This window comes from Actinomyces sp. 594, assembly GCF_019325145.1.
In the GTDB taxonomy this organism is placed as follows: domain Bacteria; phylum Actinomycetota; class Actinomycetes; order Actinomycetales; family Actinomycetaceae; genus Actinomyces.
Genome location: NZ_PIZC01000058.1, coordinates 32099 through 53517, shown reverse-complemented (window position 1 = coordinate 53517; position 21419 = coordinate 32099). Strand labels below are relative to the sequence as shown.

Sequence of the window (21419 nt, the reverse complement as noted above, 5' to 3'; positions counted from 1 at the left end):
TGTCAGGTCAAGCCTAGCCGTTCGCGCCGTCGGTGTGTCGGGCATTATCGGTACCGTCTGCGGCGAGCTCCTCCTCGAGCTGCTCCAGACCGGTCTTGGTCGACAGCGGGATCGGCCTGAACAGGGCGGCGACTGCAGCCGCTAGCAGCAGCATCGGGGCCAGCGCCAGCAGCACGGGAGCCAGCGCGTGATGGTAGGCGTCCACCACTGCGGCGCCCGTGGCGGCGTTCAGGTTCCGGGCAATCGCCGGAGTGATTGAGGCGGCTGCCTGTGAGTCGAGGCCGAGGGAGAGCAGGGAGGCGGTCAGTCGGCTGGTGAACAGCACCCCAACCACCGTGTTGCCGATCGAGACCCCGATCTCCCGGAAGAAGTTGTTGGTGGAGGTGGCGGTGCCGAGCATGCTGGCGGGCAGCGCATTCTGGATGACGAGGACGCTGAGCTGCAGGAACATCCCGATGCCGATTTCCAGTATGAACACCGCCACGCCGGTCCAGGCCACGTGGGCGTCGGCGGGTAGCAGACCCAGCATGGCCATTCCGGCCGCGGCCACCAGCGAGCCCACGATCGGGAAGGGCTTGTAGCGCCCGGTGCGGGTAACCAGCGTGCCCGACAACAGCGATCCGGTGAACATTCCGATGCTGCCCGGCACAAGCAGCAGGCCAGACACGGTGGCAGAGACTCCGTGGACCATCTGCAGGTAGGTTGGCAGGTAACCGTTCATGCCGAACATGCAGGCGGCCATGAGCACCGAGACGACGGTGGCGATGACGAAGGTGTGATTGGTCAGCACCTGCAGCGGCAGGATCGGGTCGGTGGCTCGTCTCTCCACCGGGACGGCGGCGGCCCAGGCAGCCACGGTGACGCAGATCAGCCCGACCATCACCGGGTTGTTCCAGGCGTACGTGGTCCCGCCCCAGGTGGCGATGAGCACGATCCCCGCGGCGCCGATGCTGGTCAGTGTCAGCCCGGCCCAGTCGACGCTGAAGCTGCCGACGCGCCGCGGCATGCGCAGCGCGATGGCCACCGCCACCCAGGCGAACAGACCAAAGGGCAGGAAGAACCAGAAGATCCAGCGCCAGCCCAGCCAGTCCGAGAGCCATCCCCCCAGAAGCGGGCCCAGGATGGCGGCAATGCCGAACATGGCGCCCATGGGTGCCATGTAGGTGCCGCGTACACGCGGCGGGATGATGTCGCCGGTGATGGCCTGGGAGCAGATCATCAGGCCGCCACCTCCCAGCCCCTGCACGAAGCGGAAGATAGTAAAGGAGAACATGTCGGCCGCCAGGCCGCACAGGGCCGAGCCGCCGACGAACAGTGCGATGGCCAGCAGGTAGAGCTGCTTGCGACCCACCAGGTCGCCGAGCTTGCCGTTGATCGGCATGGCCAGCGTCTGTCCGAGCGTGTAGGCGGTGATGGCCCAGGACATGTGCGCCACGCCGCCCAGGTCGCCGATGACGGTTGGCAGCGCTGTGGCGATCACCGTGTGGTACATCGCGGTGAGGAACTGAACCATCATTAGGCAGATGTACACGACCCAGAATCGCCGGTCGGGGCGGAAGGTCATGCCCGCGACGGTGCCGGAGATCCCCTGCGAGCCCGGCTGCGGGCTCACATGTGCGTCTTGCGTGGGGGTATTGCTCATAACCTCGCGTCTCTCCTCACGGCGCGCCAAGTGGGGAGCGGTCCGGAGCCGGGAACGGCGCGTCGCGCAACAAATTTTGCCAAACGGACGGGATCGCTGGGAAATGCCCGCGGAGAGGTATTGGGCACCCCAAGTGCACCGGCGCCGCCAAGCGCGGAGCTGGTGATCGGACTATGTACCATCCACCTGCGCCCCCGGGAACGGTTGCTCCCGGACTAGCCCCGTTCCACGACCAGAAGACCTCATGACCTTTCTTGCTCCGCTCGTGACTGTGCGCACTGACCAGGACGCCTGGTGGCGCGACGCCGTCATCTACCAGATCTATCCGCGCTCCTTCGCCGACTCCGACGGCGACGGCCTCGGTGACCTGCCCGGCGTCACCTCGCATATGGACCACCTGGCCGCGCTGGGGGTGGATGCAATCTGGCTGTCGCCCTTCTACCCATCTCCGCAGGTTGACGCCGGCTACGACGTGGCCGACTACTTCGGCGTGGCCCCCGAGTACGGGACGCTGGATGACTTCGACGATATGGTGGCCGCTGCTAGCGCCGTCGGCATCAGGGTTGTCATCGACCTGGTGCCCAACCACTCCTCTGACCAGCACGCCTGGTTCCGTGCCGCGCTGCAGGCGGGCCCCGGCTCGCCGGAGCGCGAGCGTTATATCTTCCGCCACAACCCGGACGGGCCGCCGAATAACTGGGGCAGCCTGTTTGGCGGCCCGGCATGGTCTCGGGTCGAGCCGCTTACCGGCCGGAGGGAGGACCGCGGCTGGTGGTACCTGCACCTGTTCGCCGCCGAGCAGCCCGACTTTAACTGGGACCATCCCGATGTACGCGGGATGTTCCGTGAATTCCTGCGTTTCTGGGCTGGGCGCGGGGTGGATGGCTTCCGCGTGGATGTCGCCCACGGCCTGGTCAAGGCTCCCGGCCTGCCCGACGACGCTCTGGGGGAGGACCGCTGGCGCGGTGCCCCCGTCGGCGATGAGCGGCCTAAGACCGCTGACAACGGTCCCATGTTCGACCAGCCCGGCGTACACGACATCTACCGTGACTGGCGCAGCGTGCTCAGCGGCATACGCCCGGACATTCTGCTGGTGGCAGAGGCCTGGGTGGATCCGCCCGAGCAGATGGCCAAGTACGTCCGCGAGGACGAGATGAGTCAGGCCTTCAACTTCAACCACCTCAAGTCCCCCTGGCGTGCCGCTGACCTGCGCCGCGTCATCGACACCTCAATGGCCGCCAACGCCGCCGTGGGCGCGCCAACCACCTGGGTACTGTCCAATCACGACGTCGTCCGCCACGCCACCCGCTTCGGATTTCCCCCGGGGAGGGAGCCGGACGACGGTATCGGCGCCGAGGATCCGCAGCCGGACATCGCCCTGGGGCTGCGCAAGGCCCGCGCCGCCACGCTGTTCGCCCTCGGTCTGCCCGGAAGCATGTACATGTTCCAGGGGGAGGAGCTGGGCCTGCCCGAGCACACCACCATGGAAGATGCCTGCCGCCAGGACCCGGCCTGGCTGCGCACCGGCAAGCGCACGCGTGGGCGCGACGGCTGTCGTGTGCCGCTGCCCTGGGCCGCCGATGGACCCGCCTGCGGCTTCAACGCCACCGGACGGACCTGGCTCCCGCAGCCTGAGGGCTGGGGTGCCTACGCCCCGGCCGTACAGGCGGCTGATCCCGACTCCACCCTGGCCATGTACCGGCGTGCCATCGCCGCCAGGCGTGAATGGCAGCTGGGGAGAGGCGGGGTCGAATGGGTGGCGGGTCTGCCCGAGCAGGTGCTCGCATTCCGCAACGGCGAGGTCATAGTTGCGATCAACATGGGAGATGAAGAAGTCCGATTGCCGCGGGCGGGCACCGTACTGGTGCAGTCTTGGAACGGGCAGACGGGCGGGCGCCTCGACGCCATAACCGTTCCCGCTAACGCGGCCCTGTGGCTGGCTGCCTGAGCGGCCTCCGCGCTGACGAACGGTCCGTCAGGCCACGCCACAGGTGCCCCGGTTAATCCGGAGTAGCGCTCGATAAGCCTCGTATTCGGCCTGCCCGCTCTCATTCGGGATGCGGTTCCCCGGTTTGGACTGCCCCGGTGTGCAACCGGGGCAGTCCAAACCGGCGTGAGCGCTGCAAACTGACGCGAGCACTCCAAACGGCTAAGCCACCTCGCTGATGGCGGCCAGCAGCTGCTCAGGCAGGCCGGCCGCGCGCAGGCCGCCAATGAGCGCACCTCCGGTCGCACCGGAGGAGACCACGCCCCAGGCCCGGTCCTTGGCCGGGTAGGACATCTGAGCTGGTTCAAGGATCCGGAATACCTCGTCTGCCAGCGACGGCGGCCTGGTGCTCACGCCCGAAAGCTCGAGCACGACGCCGTCGGCCGGACGCACCGCGCCCAGGGAGACATCCAGGCCAGCACCAAGCGTGAAGCCATCGGCAGGGCGTTCCTTGAGGGGGACCTCGGCGCCGTTCACACGGGCCGTGGCCCGTCCGCCGGTGGACAGCAGGTGCACGGTGATCTCCCGCTCGCCTGGCACGGTGCTCTCCGGACCGTCCTGGGTGATCTCCAGGCGGGCCGAGCCGGCCGCCTCGTCCCAGGCCAGTGTGAAGCGGGTGCGCACCACGGCGTCGGGACCGGGCTCGGGAGAGCCGTCGTCCTCCTCGAGCACGAACTCGCCGTCGGCCCCCGGCACCACGAGCACGGAGAGGTGACGCGGGTTGTCGCCGGCCGCCTCGGTGAGGTCCTCGGCGCCGACGACTACGGACCCGGCGCGTGCCAGGACGGGCACCTGCTCTAGGGGACGGGAGAAGGTGAGCACGCGGCCATCGGCGGCAGCGGCGTCGTAACGACGTCCGGTGGGCAGGTCGAACCAGGTGCCCTGGGGCAGCCAGGCCTCCTCCTGGGCCAGGCGCGCGGCCGGGTCGGCGGGGCGCGTGACAGGCATGACCAGCAGGTCCCCGAAGAGGAACTCATTGCGGTTGTCGTAGGAGCCCATGCGCGTCGGGTAGTCGTGGTAAAGCGGCCGCACCGGGCCGGTGCCGTCGGTGTGTGCCAGCCGGGCCCACGTGTACAGGTAGGGCACGAGCCGGTGCCGCAGCCGCAGGTATGCGTTCATGGTCTCCCGGGCGTCGCGGGAGTAGCGCCACGGCTCCTTGGAGTTGAACACAGAAGTGGTGGAGTGCATGCGGTTGATAGGGGAGAAGCAGCCCAGCTGCACCCAGCGGGCTGCCATCTCATCATCCTTGGCCCCGAGCATGTGCCCGCCGATGTCATTGGACCACCAGTAGTAGCCGATGTTGGCGGAGGTGGCGGTGAACTCCGGCTGGAAGCGCAGCGACTCCCAGGAGGTTACCGTGTCCCCGGAGAAGCCGATCGGGGTGCGGTGGCTGGAGGCGTCGGCGAACCGGGAGAAGGTGATCGGACGACGCCGATAGCTGGTCTGGCCGGGGCCGCTGCGCTCGCGCCCGGAGTCGAGGTAGTGGACGTGGTTGAGCATCCACAGTGGGTCCAGCCCCGGAATGTCGGTAGCGCCTCCCTGCTGCCAGTCCAGCCACCAGAAGTCGACGCCCTGCGCCTCCAGGGTGTGGTGGGCGTGCTCCAGGTATGCGGCGGTGAAGGCCTTGTCGCCGATGTTGAAGGGGATATCCGCACCCGTTGCGGGATCCATACCCAGGGCGCGGGCCGTGGGCGCGTAGGCGTCCTCGTGACGGCGTATGCCGGCGGCGGGGTGCAGGTTGAGTGTCACCTGCATGCCTCGCTCGTGCAGGGCCGCCAGGAAGCACTCAGGGTCCGGGAACAGCGCCCGGTTCCAGGTGTATCCGGTCCAGCCATTGCCGATTGCCGGGTCGATGTCCACCAGGTGCCAGTCCATGTCGACCACGGCCACGGAGAAGGGCAGCTGCTCGGCGGCGAAGCGGTCCATTAGCGCCAGGTAGGACTCCTCGGAGTACTTGTGGTAGCGACTCCACCAGTTGCCCAGTAGTGCCCGCGGGATCAGCGGGGTGGGGCCGGTCAGCGCGAAGAAGTCGCGCAGGGCCGCCCGATAGTCCTGCCCGTAGCCGAAGAAGTAAAGATCCTGGTCCGGTGCCCGGCCGGAGGCGGCGTCGGAGTGCGGACGCGGGCGCACCCACTCGTCCTCCTGAATGAGCAGGGAACCGGAGTCATCAATAACCGAGTGCCCGGTGATCGACAGCAGGCCGGGCTGAACTGCGGTAGCACCATCCACAGTGTCGAGCGTGCGCACGGTGCCCCCCAGGTTGGTGCGGTAGAGCTCATCCGGGTCCCACCGGTCGCCGTGGCGCCAGGTGCCGCCATGCACGCCGATGACGGCGGTGCGCAGGGTGACACTGAGACCGGAGTCGGAAAAGCCGCGCGCCGGCAGGTAGGTCAGATGCAGGTGCTCGGTGATGATCTCGACGCGGTCCTCGCTGCGGCGGACTTCAAACTGCGGCACTGGGCCCAGATCGCGGGAGACCACCAGCTGGGTGGCGGCGTCCACGAAGTTGCCGTTGTGGGAGTACTCCATGCGGATCAGCCGCGAGGTCAGCACCGTGAAGCGCCAGTCGGGGCCGGCGACGACCGCGCCGGGGCGGGCGGGGGCGGGGCGGGGACGGTCCGAACCGGAGGAGAGGGGAGAGGTCATGGGTGGCCTTTCAAAGCGTATTTCGAGTCCGGAAGGCGGCCAGTCCGCCAGCAAGTTTTGCGATAAACGTTAGGTTAGTGCACCGCCGCGGCCCGCTCGCTGGCGGGCTCGTCCTCGCGAATCCTCGCCCTGTTTTACGGGCGGGTCAGCGGGTGCCCGAGGACGTCTCCGTGGTCGGCTTCGACGGGCTGGACCTGGCCCGCTACGCCGACCCGCCGCTGACCACCCGTCAGCCGATAAGGGACAAGGCCACTACCGCCGTCGCCTTTCTGCTGGATGAGCTGGGCGACGGTGATGGCGCCCCGCGGCAAACCGTGCTACCGGTCGCCTGGCAGGAGGGCAGGACACTGGGGCCGGCGCCGAGCTGATACCGGAAGGTGCCGATAGAACCCGAGGGGCTGCCTCACTCGCGTCGCTTGCCTTCGACATCGTCGTGCTTCAGCTTCATGGCGCCAGCGTCGAGGATGCCGATGATGGGGGCGACAAGGAGGACAAGGGGGATGTTGTCGGCACGTCCCAGAGCCGCGAAGACGGCGCAAACCACAACGGCAACGATGAAAGTTGCCAGGACATGCCGTGCAAAATGCGGCTCGGAGCGTTTTGACCCGCTGCGCTTGGAACCGCCTCCGGTGCAGCCTTGTGACCTGGACATGATGAGTTCTTCTCTCGCGGGCCGCGATGCTGTCACGACCACGTTGGTATGACATGAATCATAGTTCACCGAGGATGTGGGCGCGCAGGGCTAGGGCGGCAGCGCCGGTGGCCCATTCTGCCCGGTCGTGCTCGCGCACGACCACATCGAGCGGAGTCGCACTGGCACGGCGTACCGCGGCGATCCCCTGCTGCACCTCGTCTTCAAAGAGCGTGGCGATGCCGGCGCGCTCGCCCGCAACCACCACGACCTCGGGCAGGGTGAACGCCGCAGCCATGCCCAGCAAGCGCCCTAGCCTGCGCGCGTAGGAAGCGCATAGAGACACGGCGTCGCCGTCCCCCGCGGTCGCCAGCTCGACGATGTCCGCCGCTGGCAGCCAGTCGTGGCCGCGCTGCACCCAGGTGTGTTCGATTGCTTCATTGGTCAGGCAGTCCATCGCCGCTGCGGCGCTGGCCGGCCGAGCGCCGTCGGGTACCGGCACCGTGCCCAGCAGACCCATCTCGGCGTCGGCGTTGGTCACGACCTGGCCGTCTACTACCAGTCCATGGCCGACGCCCGCACCCACCGTGAGCAGGCTGAAGCGGCCGTGTACCCGTCCCACTCCGAACCAGGCTTCCCGCAGCGTCAGTGCGGTCAGGTCGTTGCCGATAATGGTCGGCACGCCCAGCCGGGCCTCAACGAAATCGGCCAGAGGCACTCGGTGCCAGCCGTAGAACACGGCCTCATCGACCGTGCGCCCGTCGCGCGCGGTGCCGCCCAGGCTGATCCCCAAGCAGGAGGGCGGCGGAGCGTCCGCGGAAGCGCCGGCGAGATCGGTGAGCGCGGCGGCCAGCTCGGTGATGATTTCTGCGGGGGAGTGGCCCGTAAGCGGGCGGCGCACGGTGGCGAGAACGCCCAGGCGCAGGTCTGTCAGGACGGCCGTCAGCAGGTTCGTTGACAGGCCAACTCCCACCACGGACTCGGCGTCGGCGCGTACCTCCAGCGGAGACTGCGGCCGACCGGTGTCGGCCACCTGCAGCGTGTGCGTGGTGAGCAGTCCGGCATCCACCAACGGCGTCGTCAGACGGGTGACCGAGCCGGGGGAGATGCCAACTATGCGCATGATCTCGGGGCGCAGCAATCGTCCGTAACGCAGCAGGGCGAGCACGATCTCGCGCTGGGTGTCGCTGAGAGCGGTCCAGGGCGATGTGGGTGATTCGGTCCCGGCCGGGGCGCTTGAGTCGGCCATGACCCCATCATGCCCGACTCTGGGGTGATGCTCGTGGCCGGTGGGCTTGCGCACAGGTTTCTTCTGGTGCAGAATAATCTGTGTTGCCGCCGACCGGTGGCACTCCCACCCCCACCTAACCTCAGCAAGGATGCACGGAGGTAGCCATGAGAGCACTGAGCAGGCGCTCCTTCCTCGCCGGTACGGCGACGGCGGCGGCGCTCGCGGCCACGGGCGGCACCCTCGCCGGCTGCTCGTCCGGAGACGGCAAGGTCCACCTGGAGCTGTTCCAGTTCAAGAGCGAGGCCATCACACTGTTCGACCAGATCTGCGAGGACTTCAATGCCGCCAACCCGGACATTGTCGTCACCCAGAACTTCCAGGCCGACAACATCACTTCATTGCGTGCTCGCCTGGTCAAGGGCGACACCCCGGACTTGATCACCATCAACGGCGACTACAACTACGGGGCGCTGGCGGACACCGGCATCTTCTACGACTTCAACCGCACCGACCTCCTCGACGGCGTGAACCCGTCCATCGCCTCCATCCTGGACACGCTCGGCACCGGTGGCGAGGGTCAGACCAACGGCGTGGCCTTCGCCGACAACGGCTCGGGCATCATCTACAACAAGGACGTCTTCGACTCCGCCGGCGTCGAGCCGCCGACCACCTGGGATGAGCTCATCGAAATCTGCGACGAGCTCACCGCCCAGGGCATTGATCCCTTCTACTGGGCCATCAAGGACAACTGGACCGGGGCGCCCGCCTTCTCCTCCCTGTCCGGCTCCTACCTAACCGACGGCGTCGCCGCGTGGTACGACAAGCGCCGCGACCTGGACTCGGGCACCTCCTTCGCCGAGCTCAGTCCGGTGTTCGAGAAGATGCACCAGGCGGTCCAGTACGGCAACGCCGACAAGGCCGCCCTGGGCTACAACGACGGCAATCAGGGCTTCGCTCAGGGCAAGGCGGCCATGTACTGGCACGGCACCTATGCCATTCCCGCCATCCGTTCCTACAACCCGGACATCAACCTGGGTACCTTCGCCACCCCCGCCGACAACGCTGCCGACACCAAGGTCGTCTCCGGCGTCGACGTGGCCCTGACCATGGGGGAGAACCCCGCTCACCTGGAGGAGAACCTGCGCTTCTTCAAGTACCTGATGGACGAGGCGAATATGACCGCCTACTGCGACGAGCAGGTCGCCTACCCGACCCTGACGGCACTATCCGCCCAGGACCCCGCCCTGGAGGGGCTCCAGCCCTACTTCGACGCCGGGCGCGTGGCCACCTACTCCGACCACAACTTCCCGCCGGCTATCACCCTGAACGCCTATATGCAGCAATACCTGTTCAACGGCGACCTGGACCAGCTCATCACCACCCTGGACGCCCAGTGGAACAAGGTTGTCCGTCGCATCAACGAGACAGCCTGAGGCAGGAGGACCGAATCACCATGACCACGCAAACCGCCACCGCGCCGCGGGTCGGCGACCCGCAGGCGGCACCGGGCAAGATCCGGGACAACCAGGCCAAGAAGGTCGACCCGGCCTTCATCTGGATGCTCGTCCCGGCAGCTCTCGTCTTCACCCTGCTGCTGACGATCCCGCTGCTGACGGGTGTCTTCTACACCTTCACCAACTTCAAGGGCTACGGCGACTGGCACTTCGTCGGCCTGACGAACTACAGGAACCTGTTCTCCGATGACATTATCTGGGGCTCGTACCTGTTCACCTTCAAGTACGCGATCGTCGCCTCCGTCCTGACCAACATCATCGCCCTGGGCCTGGCCCTCATCCTCAACTCAAAGATGAAGGCGCGCACCTTCTTTCGCGGCGTGTTCTTCGTGCCCTACATCCTGCCGGTGCTGGTCGTCTCCTACATCTTCAGCTACCTGTTCACCAACAACCTGCCCCAGATCGGGCAGGCGCTGGGATGGGAGTGGCTGAGCACCTCGCTGCTGGCCAATGAGGACCTGGCGTGGCTGGCCATCGTCGTCGTCGGCGTGTGGCAGTCGGTCGCCTACAACACAATCATTTACCTGGCCGGATTGCAGACCGTGCCCGAGGAGATCTACGAGGCCTCCGCCATCGACGGCGCCGGCCCGGTGCGGCGGCTGTGGTCCATGACCCTGCCGCTGATAATCCCCTACCTCGGCATCAACATGGTGCTGTCATTCAAGGGTTTCCTCGGAGTCTTCGACCAGATCGTGGCCCTGACCTCCGGCGGTCCGGGCACCGCCACCCAGTCCATCTCCTACCTGATCTTCAAGAACGGCTTCCAGGGCGGCGAGTACGCCTACCAGACGGCGAACGGCGTCATCTACTTCCTCATTGTGGTGGCGCTGTCCTTCGCCCAGCTCCGCTTCACCCAGAGCCAGGAAAGGGTCTGATCCGCCATGACCGCCACAACAGCCAACCTAGACAGTCCCCGCCCCTCCGAAAGCCGCCTGGGCGCGGCCGATCCCGAGGTGTATCGGGTGCGCCGCGCCTCCAGAGGCGTATTCGGCCGCACCAACTGGTGGACCACCCTGCTGGCGATCGTGCTCAGCCTGACCGTGCTGGTGCCGCTGTACTTCACCGTGGTCACCGCGTTCAAGACCCCCGAGGAGCTGGCCACCTCCGGCTGGGCGCTGCCCCGATCCTGGAGCCTGGACAACTTCGCTACGGCATGGGAGATGACCTCCTACCCCAGGCGGGTGCTGACCTCCGCCATCATCACCGTCGGCGCGACCGTGTTCACCCTGCTGTCCAATTCCATGGTCGCCTACGCGCTGGGTCGCAACATGCACCGCCCGTGGTTTCGTCGCCTGTACTACTACTTCGTGGCAGCCCTGTTCGTGCCGTTCCCGATCATCATGCTGCCGGTGGTCAAGGAGACCGCCCTGCTACACCTGGACAACGAGGCCGGCCTGATCCTGCTGTACGTGGTCTACGGCCTGGCCTTCAACATCCTGATGTACACCTCCTTCATCAAGTCCATCCCGGAGGAGCTGGAGGAGGCGGCCGCCATGGACGGCGCCAGCCGCTGGACGATCTTCTGGCGGATCATCTTCCCGCTGTTGTCGCCCATGAACGCGACCGTCGGGATCCTGACCTGCCTGTGGGCCTGGAACGACTTCCTGCTCCCGCTGGTGATCCTGACCGACCAGTCCAAGGCGACCCTGCCGCTAGCGCAGTACGTCTTCCAGGGACAGTTCAACACGAACTACCCGGTGTCCTTCGCCTCCTACCTGATGGCGATCGCCCCGATGTTCCTGGTGTACGTGGTGGCGCAGCGCTGGGTCATCTCCGGAGTCATGCGCGGCAGCCAGAAGTAGGGGAGAGGACATAGGCTCTTCCCAACCCCGCCGAGACCGGCACTAGTGACACGCCGAGATCGGCACTTGTAACACACCCAGACCGGCACTAATGACGTGCCGGGAACGGTTTCAACGGTTCCTCCCCGGGGCGCGGCATGCCGTCGTCCCGCGCCCCGGGGAGGAACCGCAGCTCCACCACCCAATCTGGAAGGCCACTGCCATGAGCTATCCGCCATTCATCGTCAGCTCCCGCCACGTCGGAGACGACGCCAACTGGTGGCGCCGCGCCGTCGTCTACCAGATCTACCCGCGCTCCTTCCAGGACACCGACGGCGACGGCTACGGCGACATCCCCGGCATCACATCCCGCCTGGACCACCTGGACGCCCTCGGCGTCGACGTCGTCTGGCTCAGCCCCGTCTACCGCTCCCCGCAGGACGACAACGGCTACGACATCTCCGACTACGAGGACATCGACCCGATGTTCGGCTCGCTGGCGGACCTCGACGCCCTGATCGCGGGCCTGCACGAGCGTGGCATGCGCCTGGTGATGGACCTGGTGGTCAACCACACCTCCGACGAGCACCCCTGGTTCTCCGCCTCCCGCAGCGCGAAGGACAGTCCCAAGCGGGACTGGTACATCTGGCGGCCCGCCCGCGCGTTCCCCGGCCTGAAGCCGGGGGAACCCGGCACCGAGCCCACCAACTGGGGCTCCTTCTTCTCCGGGCCCGCCTGGCAGTGGGATGAGGGCACGCAGGAGTTCTACCTGCACCTGTTCTCCGTCAAGCAGCCCGATCTGAACTGGGAGAACCCCCAGGTGCGCCACGCCGTATACGACATGATGGGCCGCTGGCTCGACCGCGGAGTGGACGGCTTCCGCATGGACGTCATTAACCTGATCTCCAAAACCTATCCACTCGCCGACGGCCCCCGCCCGGACGGCGCCCTGTACGGCGACGGCGCGGCCCTGGTTGCCAACGGGCCGCGCGTGCACGAGTTCCTGCACGAGATGAACCAGGCGGTCTTCGCCCCGCGCAGCCGACACATCATCACCGTCGGCGAGACCCCCGGCGTGAACACCACCGAGGCCTCCCGCTACACCGACCCGGCCCGTGGCGAGGTGGACATGGTCTTCCAGTTCGAGCACGTGGGCCTGACCGACGGGCCCGGCGGCAAGTTCGATCCACAGCCACTGGACCGCGTCGCCCTTAAGCGCAACCTGGCTGGATGGCAGGCCGCCCTGGCCCCCGAGGTCGACGCCGCCGGCCGCGTCACCGGCGAACGGGGCTGGAACTCCAACTACTGGGACAACCACGACCAGCCGCGCGCCGTCTCCCGCTTCGGCGACAGCGACCCCGCCTGGCGGGAGATGAGCGCGAAGACCATCGCCTCGATCCTGCACCTGCACCGCGGCACCCCCTACGTCTACCAGGGGGAGGAGCTCGGCCAGACCAACACTGTCTTCGCCGGCATCGACTCCTACCGGGACCTGGAGTCAATCAACTACTTCAGTGAGCGCACCGGCGTCGGCGACGACCCGGCCGCCCTGCTGGCCGGCCTGGCCGTCAACTCACGCGACAACGCCCGCACCCCCGTGCAGTGGGACGCGACCGCCCACGCCGGCTTCACCACGGGCACCCCCTGGATCGATGTCGCTCCCAACTTCAGGGAGATCAACGCCGCCGCCCAGGTGGGCGTGCCCGGCAGCGTCTTCGAGCACTACCGGGCGCTGATCGCGCTGCGCCACCACGACGACGCCGTCGCCTTGGGCACCTTCCGGCTCCTGGATGCTGACGCCGCCGACTCCTGGACGCTGCTGCGCGAGTATGTGGGAGCAGATGGTGAGCGCGAGCAGGTCTTGCTGGCCGCCTCGTGTACGCGCGCCGGACTGGAGACCGGGCCCGGTTCCGCCCTGCGTGGTCGACTGGCGGCCGAGGGACTGGACCTGGGGGAGTGGAACGATTCCGAGCGCGTGCTTATGGCCTCCTTGCCGGTGGAGGAGGCGGCCGCCTCCGGCACGGGGATGCCCGCGCGCCTGGCGGGCTGGGACTCCGTGATTCTGCGCCGTCGGCTTTAGGCACTCGAGCCGCGCATGCGGCCGGGCCGGGACGTCAGCCACCAGCAGCATACGGAGACCACCGCCATCAGGGCCAGCACCCACAGGGGGCCGCGGGCTAGCTCCCACACGAACACCGTGCCGAACACGGGTGCCCGCTGCGTGATTGACAGCACCGCGCCGGCGCCGACGAGCGCCAGCACCGGAACGCTCACCTGCCAGCCGGCCAGGTTCGCGGCCACCGCCACCGCCGCGCCTGCACTGCCGCCCAGGGCGAAGGACGGCGCCAGCAGCCCGCCGGTGGCGCCCGCCCCCAGCGTGATCCCGGTCAGCAGCGGCTTAAGGATGACGACACCTGCCAGCCCCACCAGCGCGGCGCTGGTCGTGGGGGAGACGAGTGCCGCCTCCAGGGCATCACGGCCGTTTCCGGGCAGCACCGGCACCCACAGGGAGGCTGTACCCGTCAGCAGGCCGGCAGCCCCGATGCCCAGGGGGAGCGCCCAGGTGTCCGGCAGCCGGTGATCCTTGAACCGGACCCACAGCGACCGTGCGCCCGCACCCAGCAGTGCCGCTAGCCCCGCCACCGGCAGGGCTGCCATTAGGGTGGCGGAGTCAGGCCCGTCGATACTCACCGCAAAGGTGGGCCGCCCGCCCGAATGCAGCCAGGAGACCACCGTGGCCAGCAGGCTCACCGGTATGGCCAGCCACACGCCTCGTCGGCGCATACCCGCTGGCATAGTGATCTCGACGGCGAAGGCAGCCCCGCCCAGGGGCGCGTTGTACATGGCCGCCAGCCCCGCGCCGGCCGCCGCGGCCACCAGGGTGCGGGCCGGATGCGGCCCCAGGCCGAGGCGGGAGGCGACTCGAGCGGCGACCGCGCCGGCCATGAGCCGGGGCGCGCCCTCACGTCCGACCGAGTTGCCGGCGCCGACGGTGAGCACCTGCAGCACGCCGTCGGCGAAGGGGCGCAGCAGGCCCATGCGACGGCTCGCCCGGCCGGAGACGTCCCCAACCGCCGCCTCAACGCCTAATACGCCGCCGGTGGACCGCTCCCACCACCACAGGCCGCCGGCCGCCAGGCCGCCGACGGCCGGGGCCAGCACTCTCCGCCAGGCGGCGGCTGCCTGCACGCGCTGGGGGAGCGCGCCCTCGCCGACCCCGTAGAACAGCCACTCGAAGCTCTCCAGCAGGAAGGCCATGGCGATGCCGATCAGGCCCGCGGCTACGCCCGCCAACAGTGCGGCTACTGGCAGGCGCGCAGCGCCGGTGCGCGAGTTGGATGAGGATGCGGATCGGCGTGGAGTCACTGTGCGACCCTACCGGCAGCCGAGCAGCCGTGGATCCAGGTATTGCCCCCGCGCAGCGCGGTCAGTCCCTGTCCTCGGCGGAGGCTGCCCGCGACACCGTCTCGCCGAAGTCGGGGACGTCCGCCGGCGCCATGACTCCCAGGTCCTTGTTGACCAGGCCGATGGCGCCGCGCAGCCCCATCCACCACTGGTGCAGGGGGCGACGCGCCGTCAGGTCGAGTTCTTCATCCATGTGTTCCAGGCGATGATGCGTGATGCGTCCTTCTACCAGGCCCACGTAACTGGAGTGGTAGGTGCCGGCGTCCAATTGGTCGGAAAGCAGCTCCAGGGCGTGCGCCACCAGCTTGGTGGCCATGATCCGGTCGAAGGCAGTCGGGTCCCCGCCCTGCTGCAGGTGACCGATCTGCGCCTGGCGCACGTCGTACAGGCCCTCGCTCTCCTCGGAGAAGATCTTCGCCAGTACGTCCAGGGTGTAGTTCTCGCTGGCCCGCTCGTTGCGGATCACCAGGTAGAGCTTGCGGCCCGAGCGGAAGGACTCCACCATGCGAGCCGAGTCCTGGGCCAGCTTCTTCAGCGTCAGCCCCTCCTCGTTGAGGTACACCCGTTCCGCGCCGGTGGCGATACCGCTCATCAGGGTCAGGTAGCCGCAGCGGCGCCCCATCGCCTCGGCCACGAAGCAGCGGCGCGAGGCGGCCGCAGACTGCTTGATGGCGTCCAGCGCCTCCACCGCACTGTTCAGGGCGGTATCGGCGCCGATGGACAGCTCCGAGCCGGGCAGGTTGTTGTCGATAGACGCGGGCACGCAGATCATGGGGATCTTGAAGGCCGGGTAGCGGCCGCGCTCTGTGACCAGCTTGTGCGCTGCCAGGTAGGCGTTGAACCCGCCGATGATGAGCATGGCGTCGATCTGGTGGGACTCGATGGCCCGCCCCAAGGAATACAGCTGCTCGATGGTGGGGATGTCGCGCCGGGTACCCAGCTCGGCGCCGCCGTCGCCGACCCAGCCCTCGACGTCGTCCCAGGACAGCTCGCGCACATCCCCATCCAGCAGGCCCGGGAAGCCGCCGTGTACCCCGAGCATTGTGAAGCCGTGGTCCAGGCCCAGGCGCACAGCGGCGCGTGCCGCCGTGTTCATGCCCGGCGCCAGCCCACCCGCATGCACTACTGCGACTCGCCGGGAGCGTCCCGCCTGCGGGTTCAGGGCGCCCCCGGCCGCCGGATCCAGGGCCGGCGGGGTGGACATGGTCTCGAAGATGCCGAGCATCTGCTCAAAACTCGAGCCGCGCGCTGCTACAGCGCCCTGGTAGTCGCCGGCTGCTACCAGGTCCTTGACGGCGCGGGTGGCGCGAACCTGCTCCATCATGGGCAGGCGCCGGATACGGTTGCGCCGTTCGGCAATGATCACCGGCTCGCTCTCGGGCGTGGCCAGAACCACCTCGCGGGCCGCGGTGCACCCCAGCAGCGTGGACATCCAGCGGTCATAGGCACTCGGCTTGCCACCGCGCTGGACGTGACCGAGGATCGTCACACGGGCCTCCTCGCCGAGGCGCTCGGCCAGGACCCGCTTGACGTCGTCGGCGGTGATGGGGTTCCCGGACCGGTCGGTGGCGCCCTCGGCCACGATTACCATCGACTCCCGCCGCCCGGCCTCGCGGCCCTTGGACAGCTTGCGGCACATGTCCTCCTCCCAGCCGTCATCCGGCGGGAGCTCGGGCACGAGCACGTAGTCGCAGCCGCCGGCCACTGCCGCCATGAGCGCCAGGTAGCCGCAGTGCCGACCCATGACCTCAACGATGAAGGTGCGCTGGTGGGAGGCGGCGGTGGAGGAGATGTCGTCGATCGCCTCGAGGATGCGGTGCAGGGCGGAATCGGTGCCGATGGTCATGTCCGCACCCACCAAGTCATTGTCGATCGAACCCACGATGCCGGTAACCATCAGCACCGGGTGGGCCGCCGCCGTCTGCGCGGAGATGTCGCCACGCTCAACGAGCTCGGCCACCAGGGAGGGCCAGTTGTTCCGGAACTCGTTGGTGCCGGTCAGGGAGCCGTCGCCGCCGATCACGACCAGGCGATCAATACCGTGCTCCAGCAGGTTGCGGCAGGCGGCCAGCTGCCCGGCACGCTCCCGGAACTCCGCCGAGCGGGCGGTGCCGATGATGGTGCCGCCGCGGTGCAGGATGGAGCCCACCGAGTCCCACTCCAGCTTGCGTACGCCCTCACCGCCGGCCACGGCCCCCGCCCAGCCCTCCATCACCGCATACGGCTGGGCGCCCATGCGCAAGGCGGTTCGCACCACCGCACGTACTGCGGCGTTCATACCCTGCGCGTCGCCACCGGAGGTCAGCACCCCGATCCGTACGGGCTCACCGGGCGAAGAGGCACCGGTATCCGCGTCAACCGCCGGTCCGGGCGAGGTATCGCGCTGCGTTTCACTAGACATGGTGAATCCTTCCGTGGACGTCCGCTGCCTGGCTCTGGACCTGATTCTAGTGTGGCCCCCGCCGCAGCGGTGGTCTTGGCCCAAGTCGTTCACGGCCTGTTCACCGGCCTCCTCCCGCCGGTGCCGCACGTGCGCGTGCAGGAGCGCCGGGAGCGCGGGGCGGGCGGCGTCCGGCAGGCTCCGGTGGCGCCCCGTGTCTGACCTCGGTCCGCTCGCTAAGCCGCGTTAAGGTCGGCGGTGATCGTTCCGGCGCCGTCGGGACCGACATCGCGGGGCGCAGCACCAACAGGATGGAGAAGCGGGCATGAATCTTGGGCAACGGCTCGGCCGGCGGAGTTCGCGGGGCCCGGGCGGCTCTCCGGTGCGACGCGGCCTGCCGGATGACTGGCCGCTGGCCGCGCGCGCCGGGGCGGAGTCCGTGGTGCTCGGCTGGGGGCTTGTGGTGCTGCCGACCCTCGTCCTCTACCTGCTGTCATCCTCACGCGACGCCGCGGCGGCCCTCTCCCTGGGCGGCGTGCTGCGCACCGGCACCGGCTTGTGGAGCCTCGGATTCGGCGGCTCGCTCGGGGCTGGAGCGGCCGAGTACGGCACGCTGAGCCTGCCGCTGCTGGGGCTGACGCTGCTGCAGGCGTGGATCACGCGCGCGTGCGTGCGCCGCGCCCGGCCCAGCGGCCCGCGCGCGGGGGCGGTGACCGTTTGTGTCGCCGCGCTGACGGCGCTGGCCATCGTGGCTGCAACCCATCCGGCCACCTCACGCACCGGGGCCGCCGTCATTGGCATAACGGTGCTCACCGCGGCGGTCACCGCCGCGCACCTGCAGCGCGTCGGCCGGGGTTGGCGGAAGGCCGCCGACCGGTGGGCGCAGCGACCACAGTGGAGCGTCATGGCCGTGCGACTGTGCCGGGAGACGGCGCTGGCACTGGCCGTCCTGGCAGGCGCGGTAGCGCTGGTGGGGCTGATCGCAGGAGCGGGCCGGGTGTCGCGTCTGCATGACGCCCTCGTAGGCGGGGACCTCGCGGGAACGGCCGGGCTGGCACTGCTGCAGCTGGGCTGGCTGCCCACCGGTTTGGTATGGGCACTGTCATGGGTGGCTGGCCCGGGCTTCGTAGTGGGCACAGGCTCTGTCTTCTCGCCCACCCGCGTGCTGGCCGGAGCCGTACCCGCGCTGCCGCTGCTGGGGGGACTGCCCACCGGGGCACTGGGCGCAGGCGGAGCGCTCCTGCCGTTCCTCATTGCGGCGGCCGCGGCAGTGGCGGCATGGCGGCACCGGCAGGCGCTCCGGGAACTGCCCCTGCGGCAGGCGGCACTGACGACTTTGATCGTGGCCCTGGTACTCGGTGCCGGCGTGCTGCTGGCGTGCCTGGCCGCGTCCGGTCAGGTCGGTCCTGGGCGCATGACCGAAGTGGGCCCGCGCAGCGGCTATGTCGCTGCGATTGTGCTGCTCATGGTGCTCTTTGGAGTGGGAGTGGTGGCGGTACTGCCACACCCGCGTACCCGCGCGCTCACCGGTCGTGGGGTGCGGGCAACCGCGGCGGCAACGAGCGCTGCCGCAGACAATGCCTGGGAGCGACTGAGGGGGCATGCGGGGAGGCGGTAGGCTGACCCTGGCCGTAACTGGCGCGGGTGGGGCACCACCGGGAAGCGGCCGACCGGACACCGGTTACCCTCAACGGGGCGTCGCCCGCCTGGGCGTCCCGCCACACCGGCACAAGGAGCATTCGTGACCGCCCAGACCCCGTCGCCCTCTTCCGCCAACTCTTCCGCCAACTCCGCCGCCGACTCTGCTGGCAACTCTGCCGTGCAGTCCGGTTCCGAGCGTATTCCGATCCGCCGCGCCCTGCTCTCGGTCTATGACAAGACCGGCCTGACCGAGCTGGCCGCCACCCTGGTCGGCCACGGCGTCGAGATTATCTCCACCGGCTCCACCGCCGCGACCATCGCCGAGGCCGGCCTGCCCGTGACCGCGGTGGAGGAGGTCACCGGGTTCCCCGAGTGCCTGGACGGGCGCGTCAAGACCCTGCACCCGCGCATCCACGCCGGCATCCTCGCGGACCGCCGCAAGCCCGAGCACCAGGCGCAGCTCGCCGAACTCGAGGTAGCCCCGATCGACCTGGTCGTGGTCAACCTCTACCCCTTCACCCAGACGGTCGCCGCAGGCGCAGGCTTCGACGCCTGCGTGGAGCAGATCGACATCGGCGGTCCCTCCATGGTGCGCGCCGCCGCGAAGAACCACCCGTCGGTCGCGGTGGTGGTGGACCCCGCCCGCTACGAGGAGGTGGCCGACGCCGTGGCCGCCGGGGGCTTCGACCTCGCCCAGCGCCGTGCCCTGGCTGCGGCCGCCTACGCCCACACCGCGGCCTATGACGCCGCCGTCGCCTCCTGGTTCGCGCACCGGCTCGAGGCTGACGCGGTCGACGCCGCGCCCGCCATGCCCGCCTACGTGGGGGACGCCTACACGCGCCTGAACCCGCTGCGCTACGGTGAGAACCCCCACCAGCGGGCCGCCGTGTACACCGCCGCCGACGCCGCGCCGGGGGCGGGCGTGGCCGGCGCCCGGCAGCTGTCAGGCAAGGCCATGAGCTACAACAACTACACCGACACCGACGCCGCCGTCCGCGCTGCCTATGACCACGGCGAGGCCACCTGCGTGGCGATCATCAAGCACGCCAACCCCTGTGGCGTGGCCGTGTCCGCCACCGGCGACGTGGCGGAGGCGCACCGCAAGGCCCACGCCTGCGACCCCGTGTCCGCCTACGGCGGCGTCATCGCCACCAATGCCACCGTCACGGCCGCCATGGCCCGCCAGATCAAGCCGATCTTCACCGAGGTGATCGCCGCGCCCGCCTACGACGACGAGGCCGTGCAGATCCTGTCGACCAAGAAGAACCTACGCATCCTCGTTGTCAACCCGCCGGAGCGCGGTGGCTGGGAGGTCAAGCAGATCTCCGGCGGCGCCGTGATTCAGGAACGCGACGCCGTCGACGCTCCCGGCGACGCCCTCGCAGGCTGGGAGCTCGTGGCGGGTGAGGCAGCCGACGCCGCCACCCTGGCGGATCTGGCATTCGCCTGGCGTGCCATACGCTCCGTGCGCTCCAACGCCATCCTGCTGGCCCAGGACGGGGCAACTGTCGGCGTTGGTATGGGGCAGGTCAACCGGGTGGACTCCTGCAGGCTGGCGGTTGAGCGGGCCAACACACTTGGTACCCGCATGACCGGGGACGCGGCGGGCGACGCCGTGGACGCTGCGGGCACCGGGGTCTCGGCCCCCGAGCGCGCTCGGGGGTCGGTGGCCGCATCGGATGCCTTCTTCCCCTTCGCCGACGGCCTGCAGGTGCTTATCGACGCCGGCGTGCGCGCCGTGGTTCAGCCGGGAGGCTCCATCCGCGACGAGGAGGTCATCGCCGCCGCCCGGGCCGCGGGCATTACCATGTACTTCACCGGCACCCGTCACTTCGCGCACTGACCCGGTGGGGCCCAATGCCCCGGTCGCCTACGGCGCGGGCGACCGTTGAGGGACTAAGGTAGCTGCCGTGACCGACCAGAACGGTGCAGACGGCGGATCGCCGTCGGAAGGCGAACGGGCGGGTGCCTCGGGCGTGGGCCACGACGGGGGATCCAAAGCGGACAGCTGCCCCGAGCGGCAGCAGCCCTACCGCACGCTCGCGGTGGTCGCCGTGGCGGCCTGGCTAGCGGCCGTTCCGGTGCTCTCCTTACTCGGCTACCGGCGTCTGGCGGTGATCTGGTTGGCGCTGGAGGTGCTGGCCCTGGCGGTGATCCGGGTGCAGCGACCCGACGGAACCTGGATCGCGGCGCGCAGCCGGGGATTTGACGTCGTGTTCGGGCTGCTGCTCGCGGTTGGCCTGTTCGCCCTGTCCTATTACGCAGGCCTGCCGCGGGTGCACTGACCGCGGGTGCACTGGCCCGTTCGGCGCTGCCCTCCCGCGCGTTCACCGTGCTGCCCACGCGCGTACAGCGCAGTGGCAGGCCCGGGGCCGGTGGCTTGGTCGGTGCTGCGCCGGGTCCCAGGCGGATGGCCAGGTGGAGGCCCAGATGGAGGCCCACTGTACGGTCCGACGGGGCGCAGGTGGCGGTGAGTGTGGCATCCTGCCGCCCAGTATGCGGTCCCGGACCGCCCGAATCCAGCCGAAAGGCAGTACATGAGCAACCCATTCCCGCGTCCC

The 21419-nt window shown here is 69.0% G+C and carries 15 protein-coding genes; 9 read left to right on the top strand and 6 right to left on the bottom strand.

Going from position 1 to position 21419, the window contains the following annotated elements:
• Window positions 1–13: 13 nt before the first annotated feature.
• On the bottom strand, window positions 14–1642 hold the full coding sequence (locus GZ998_RS10125) for an MDR family MFS transporter (protein WP_237564307.1): 1629 nt from the start codon (window positions 1640–1642) through the stop codon (window positions 14–16).
• A gap of 244 nt (window positions 1643–1886) precedes the next feature.
• On the opposite strand from GZ998_RS10125, the gene GZ998_RS10120 reads away from it, so the two are divergent.
• Window positions 1887–3590, top strand: a complete 1704-nt coding sequence (locus tag GZ998_RS10120) for a glycoside hydrolase family 13 protein (RefSeq protein WP_219109761.1) — start codon at window positions 1887–1889, stop codon at window positions 3588–3590.
• Window positions 3591–3791: 201 nt separating this feature from the next.
• Here the strand turns inward: GZ998_RS10120 and GZ998_RS10115 are convergent, their stop codons facing one another.
• Window positions 3792–6275, bottom strand: a complete 2484-nt coding sequence (locus GZ998_RS10115; protein WP_162679434.1) for a TIM-barrel domain-containing protein — start codon at window positions 6273–6275, stop codon at window positions 3792–3794.
• A 2-nt stretch (window positions 6276–6277) separates the two neighbouring features.
• Between GZ998_RS10115 and GZ998_RS13410 the strand changes: the two genes are divergently transcribed.
• Window positions 6278–6643: a substrate-binding domain-containing protein gene (locus GZ998_RS13410; protein ID WP_161923847.1), complete on the top strand. Its 366-nt coding sequence runs from the start codon at window positions 6278–6280 to the stop codon at window positions 6641–6643.
• 35 nt (window positions 6644–6678) lie between these two features.
• On the opposite strand, the gene GZ998_RS10105 is transcribed toward GZ998_RS13410, so the two are convergent.
• Both GZ998_RS10105 and GZ998_RS10100 read right to left on the bottom strand, forming a co-directional pair.
• Window positions 6679–6963 carry a hypothetical protein gene (locus GZ998_RS10105; RefSeq protein ID WP_161923848.1) on the bottom strand — a complete coding sequence of 95 codons (285 nt, stop codon included), beginning with the start codon at window positions 6961–6963 and terminating at the stop codon, window positions 6679–6681.
• 22 nt (window positions 6964–6985) lie between these two features.
• Window positions 6986–8155: an ROK family transcriptional regulator gene (locus tag GZ998_RS10100; RefSeq protein ID WP_219109760.1), complete on the bottom strand. Its 1170-nt coding sequence runs from the start codon at window positions 8153–8155 to the stop codon at window positions 6986–6988.
• 146 nt (window positions 8156–8301) lie between these two features.
• On the opposite strand from GZ998_RS10100, the gene GZ998_RS10095 reads away from it, so the two are divergent.
• From GZ998_RS10095 to GZ998_RS10080, 4 genes are all read left to right on the top strand, one after another.
• Window positions 8302–9570, top strand: a complete 1269-nt coding sequence (locus GZ998_RS10095) for an ABC transporter substrate-binding protein (RefSeq protein WP_162679436.1) — start codon at window positions 8302–8304, stop codon at window positions 9568–9570.
• A gap of 20 nt (window positions 9571–9590) precedes the next feature.
• Window positions 9591–10526 (top strand): carbohydrate ABC transporter permease, encoded by a 936-nt coding sequence (locus GZ998_RS10090; RefSeq protein WP_237564308.1) that lies wholly within the window; start codon window positions 9591–9593, stop codon window positions 10524–10526.
• Window positions 10527–10532: 6 nt separating this feature from the next.
• On the top strand, window positions 10533–11453 hold the full coding sequence (locus GZ998_RS10085; RefSeq protein ID WP_161923850.1) for a carbohydrate ABC transporter permease: 921 nt from the start codon (window positions 10533–10535) through the stop codon (window positions 11451–11453).
• Between the two features lie 202 nt (window positions 11454–11655).
• Window positions 11656–13512 (top strand): alpha-glucosidase, encoded by a 1857-nt coding sequence (locus GZ998_RS10080; protein ID WP_219109759.1) that lies wholly within the window; start codon window positions 11656–11658, stop codon window positions 13510–13512.
• On the opposite strand, the gene GZ998_RS10075 is transcribed toward GZ998_RS10080, so the two are convergent.
• Together GZ998_RS10075 and GZ998_RS10070 are read right to left on the bottom strand one after the other, a co-directional pair.
• Window positions 13509–14690: a chloride channel protein gene (locus GZ998_RS10075; RefSeq protein ID WP_219109811.1), complete on the bottom strand. Its 1182-nt coding sequence runs from the start codon at window positions 14688–14690 to the stop codon at window positions 13509–13511. The two genes, GZ998_RS10080 and GZ998_RS10075, sit on opposite strands and share 4 nt — an antisense overlap.
• A gap of 169 nt (window positions 14691–14859) precedes the next feature.
• Window positions 14860–17238, bottom strand: a complete 2379-nt coding sequence (locus GZ998_RS10070) for a 6-phosphofructokinase (RefSeq protein WP_219109758.1) — start codon at window positions 17236–17238, stop codon at window positions 14860–14862.
• A 304-nt stretch (window positions 17239–17542) separates the two neighbouring features.
• Here GZ998_RS10070 and GZ998_RS10065 point away from each other — a divergent pair, with 304 nt between their 5' ends.
• The 3 genes from GZ998_RS10065 to GZ998_RS10055 all read left to right on the top strand — a co-directional run bounded on the left by GZ998_RS10065 (window position 17543) and on the right by GZ998_RS10055 (window position 21143).
• On the top strand, window positions 17543–18835 hold the full coding sequence (locus tag GZ998_RS10065) for a DUF6350 family protein (RefSeq protein WP_219109757.1): 1293 nt from the start codon (window positions 17543–17545) through the stop codon (window positions 18833–18835).
• A 201-nt stretch (window positions 18836–19036) separates the two neighbouring features.
• On the top strand, window positions 19037–20701 hold the full coding sequence (gene purH, locus GZ998_RS10060; protein WP_219109810.1) for a bifunctional phosphoribosylaminoimidazolecarboxamide formyltransferase/IMP cyclohydrolase: 1665 nt from the start codon (window positions 19037–19039) through the stop codon (window positions 20699–20701).
• Window positions 20702–20768: 67 nt separating this feature from the next.
• Window positions 20769–21143 (top strand): hypothetical protein, encoded by a 375-nt coding sequence (locus tag GZ998_RS10055; protein ID WP_306823055.1) that lies wholly within the window; start codon window positions 20769–20771, stop codon window positions 21141–21143.
• Window positions 21144–21419: the final 276 nt, after the last annotated feature.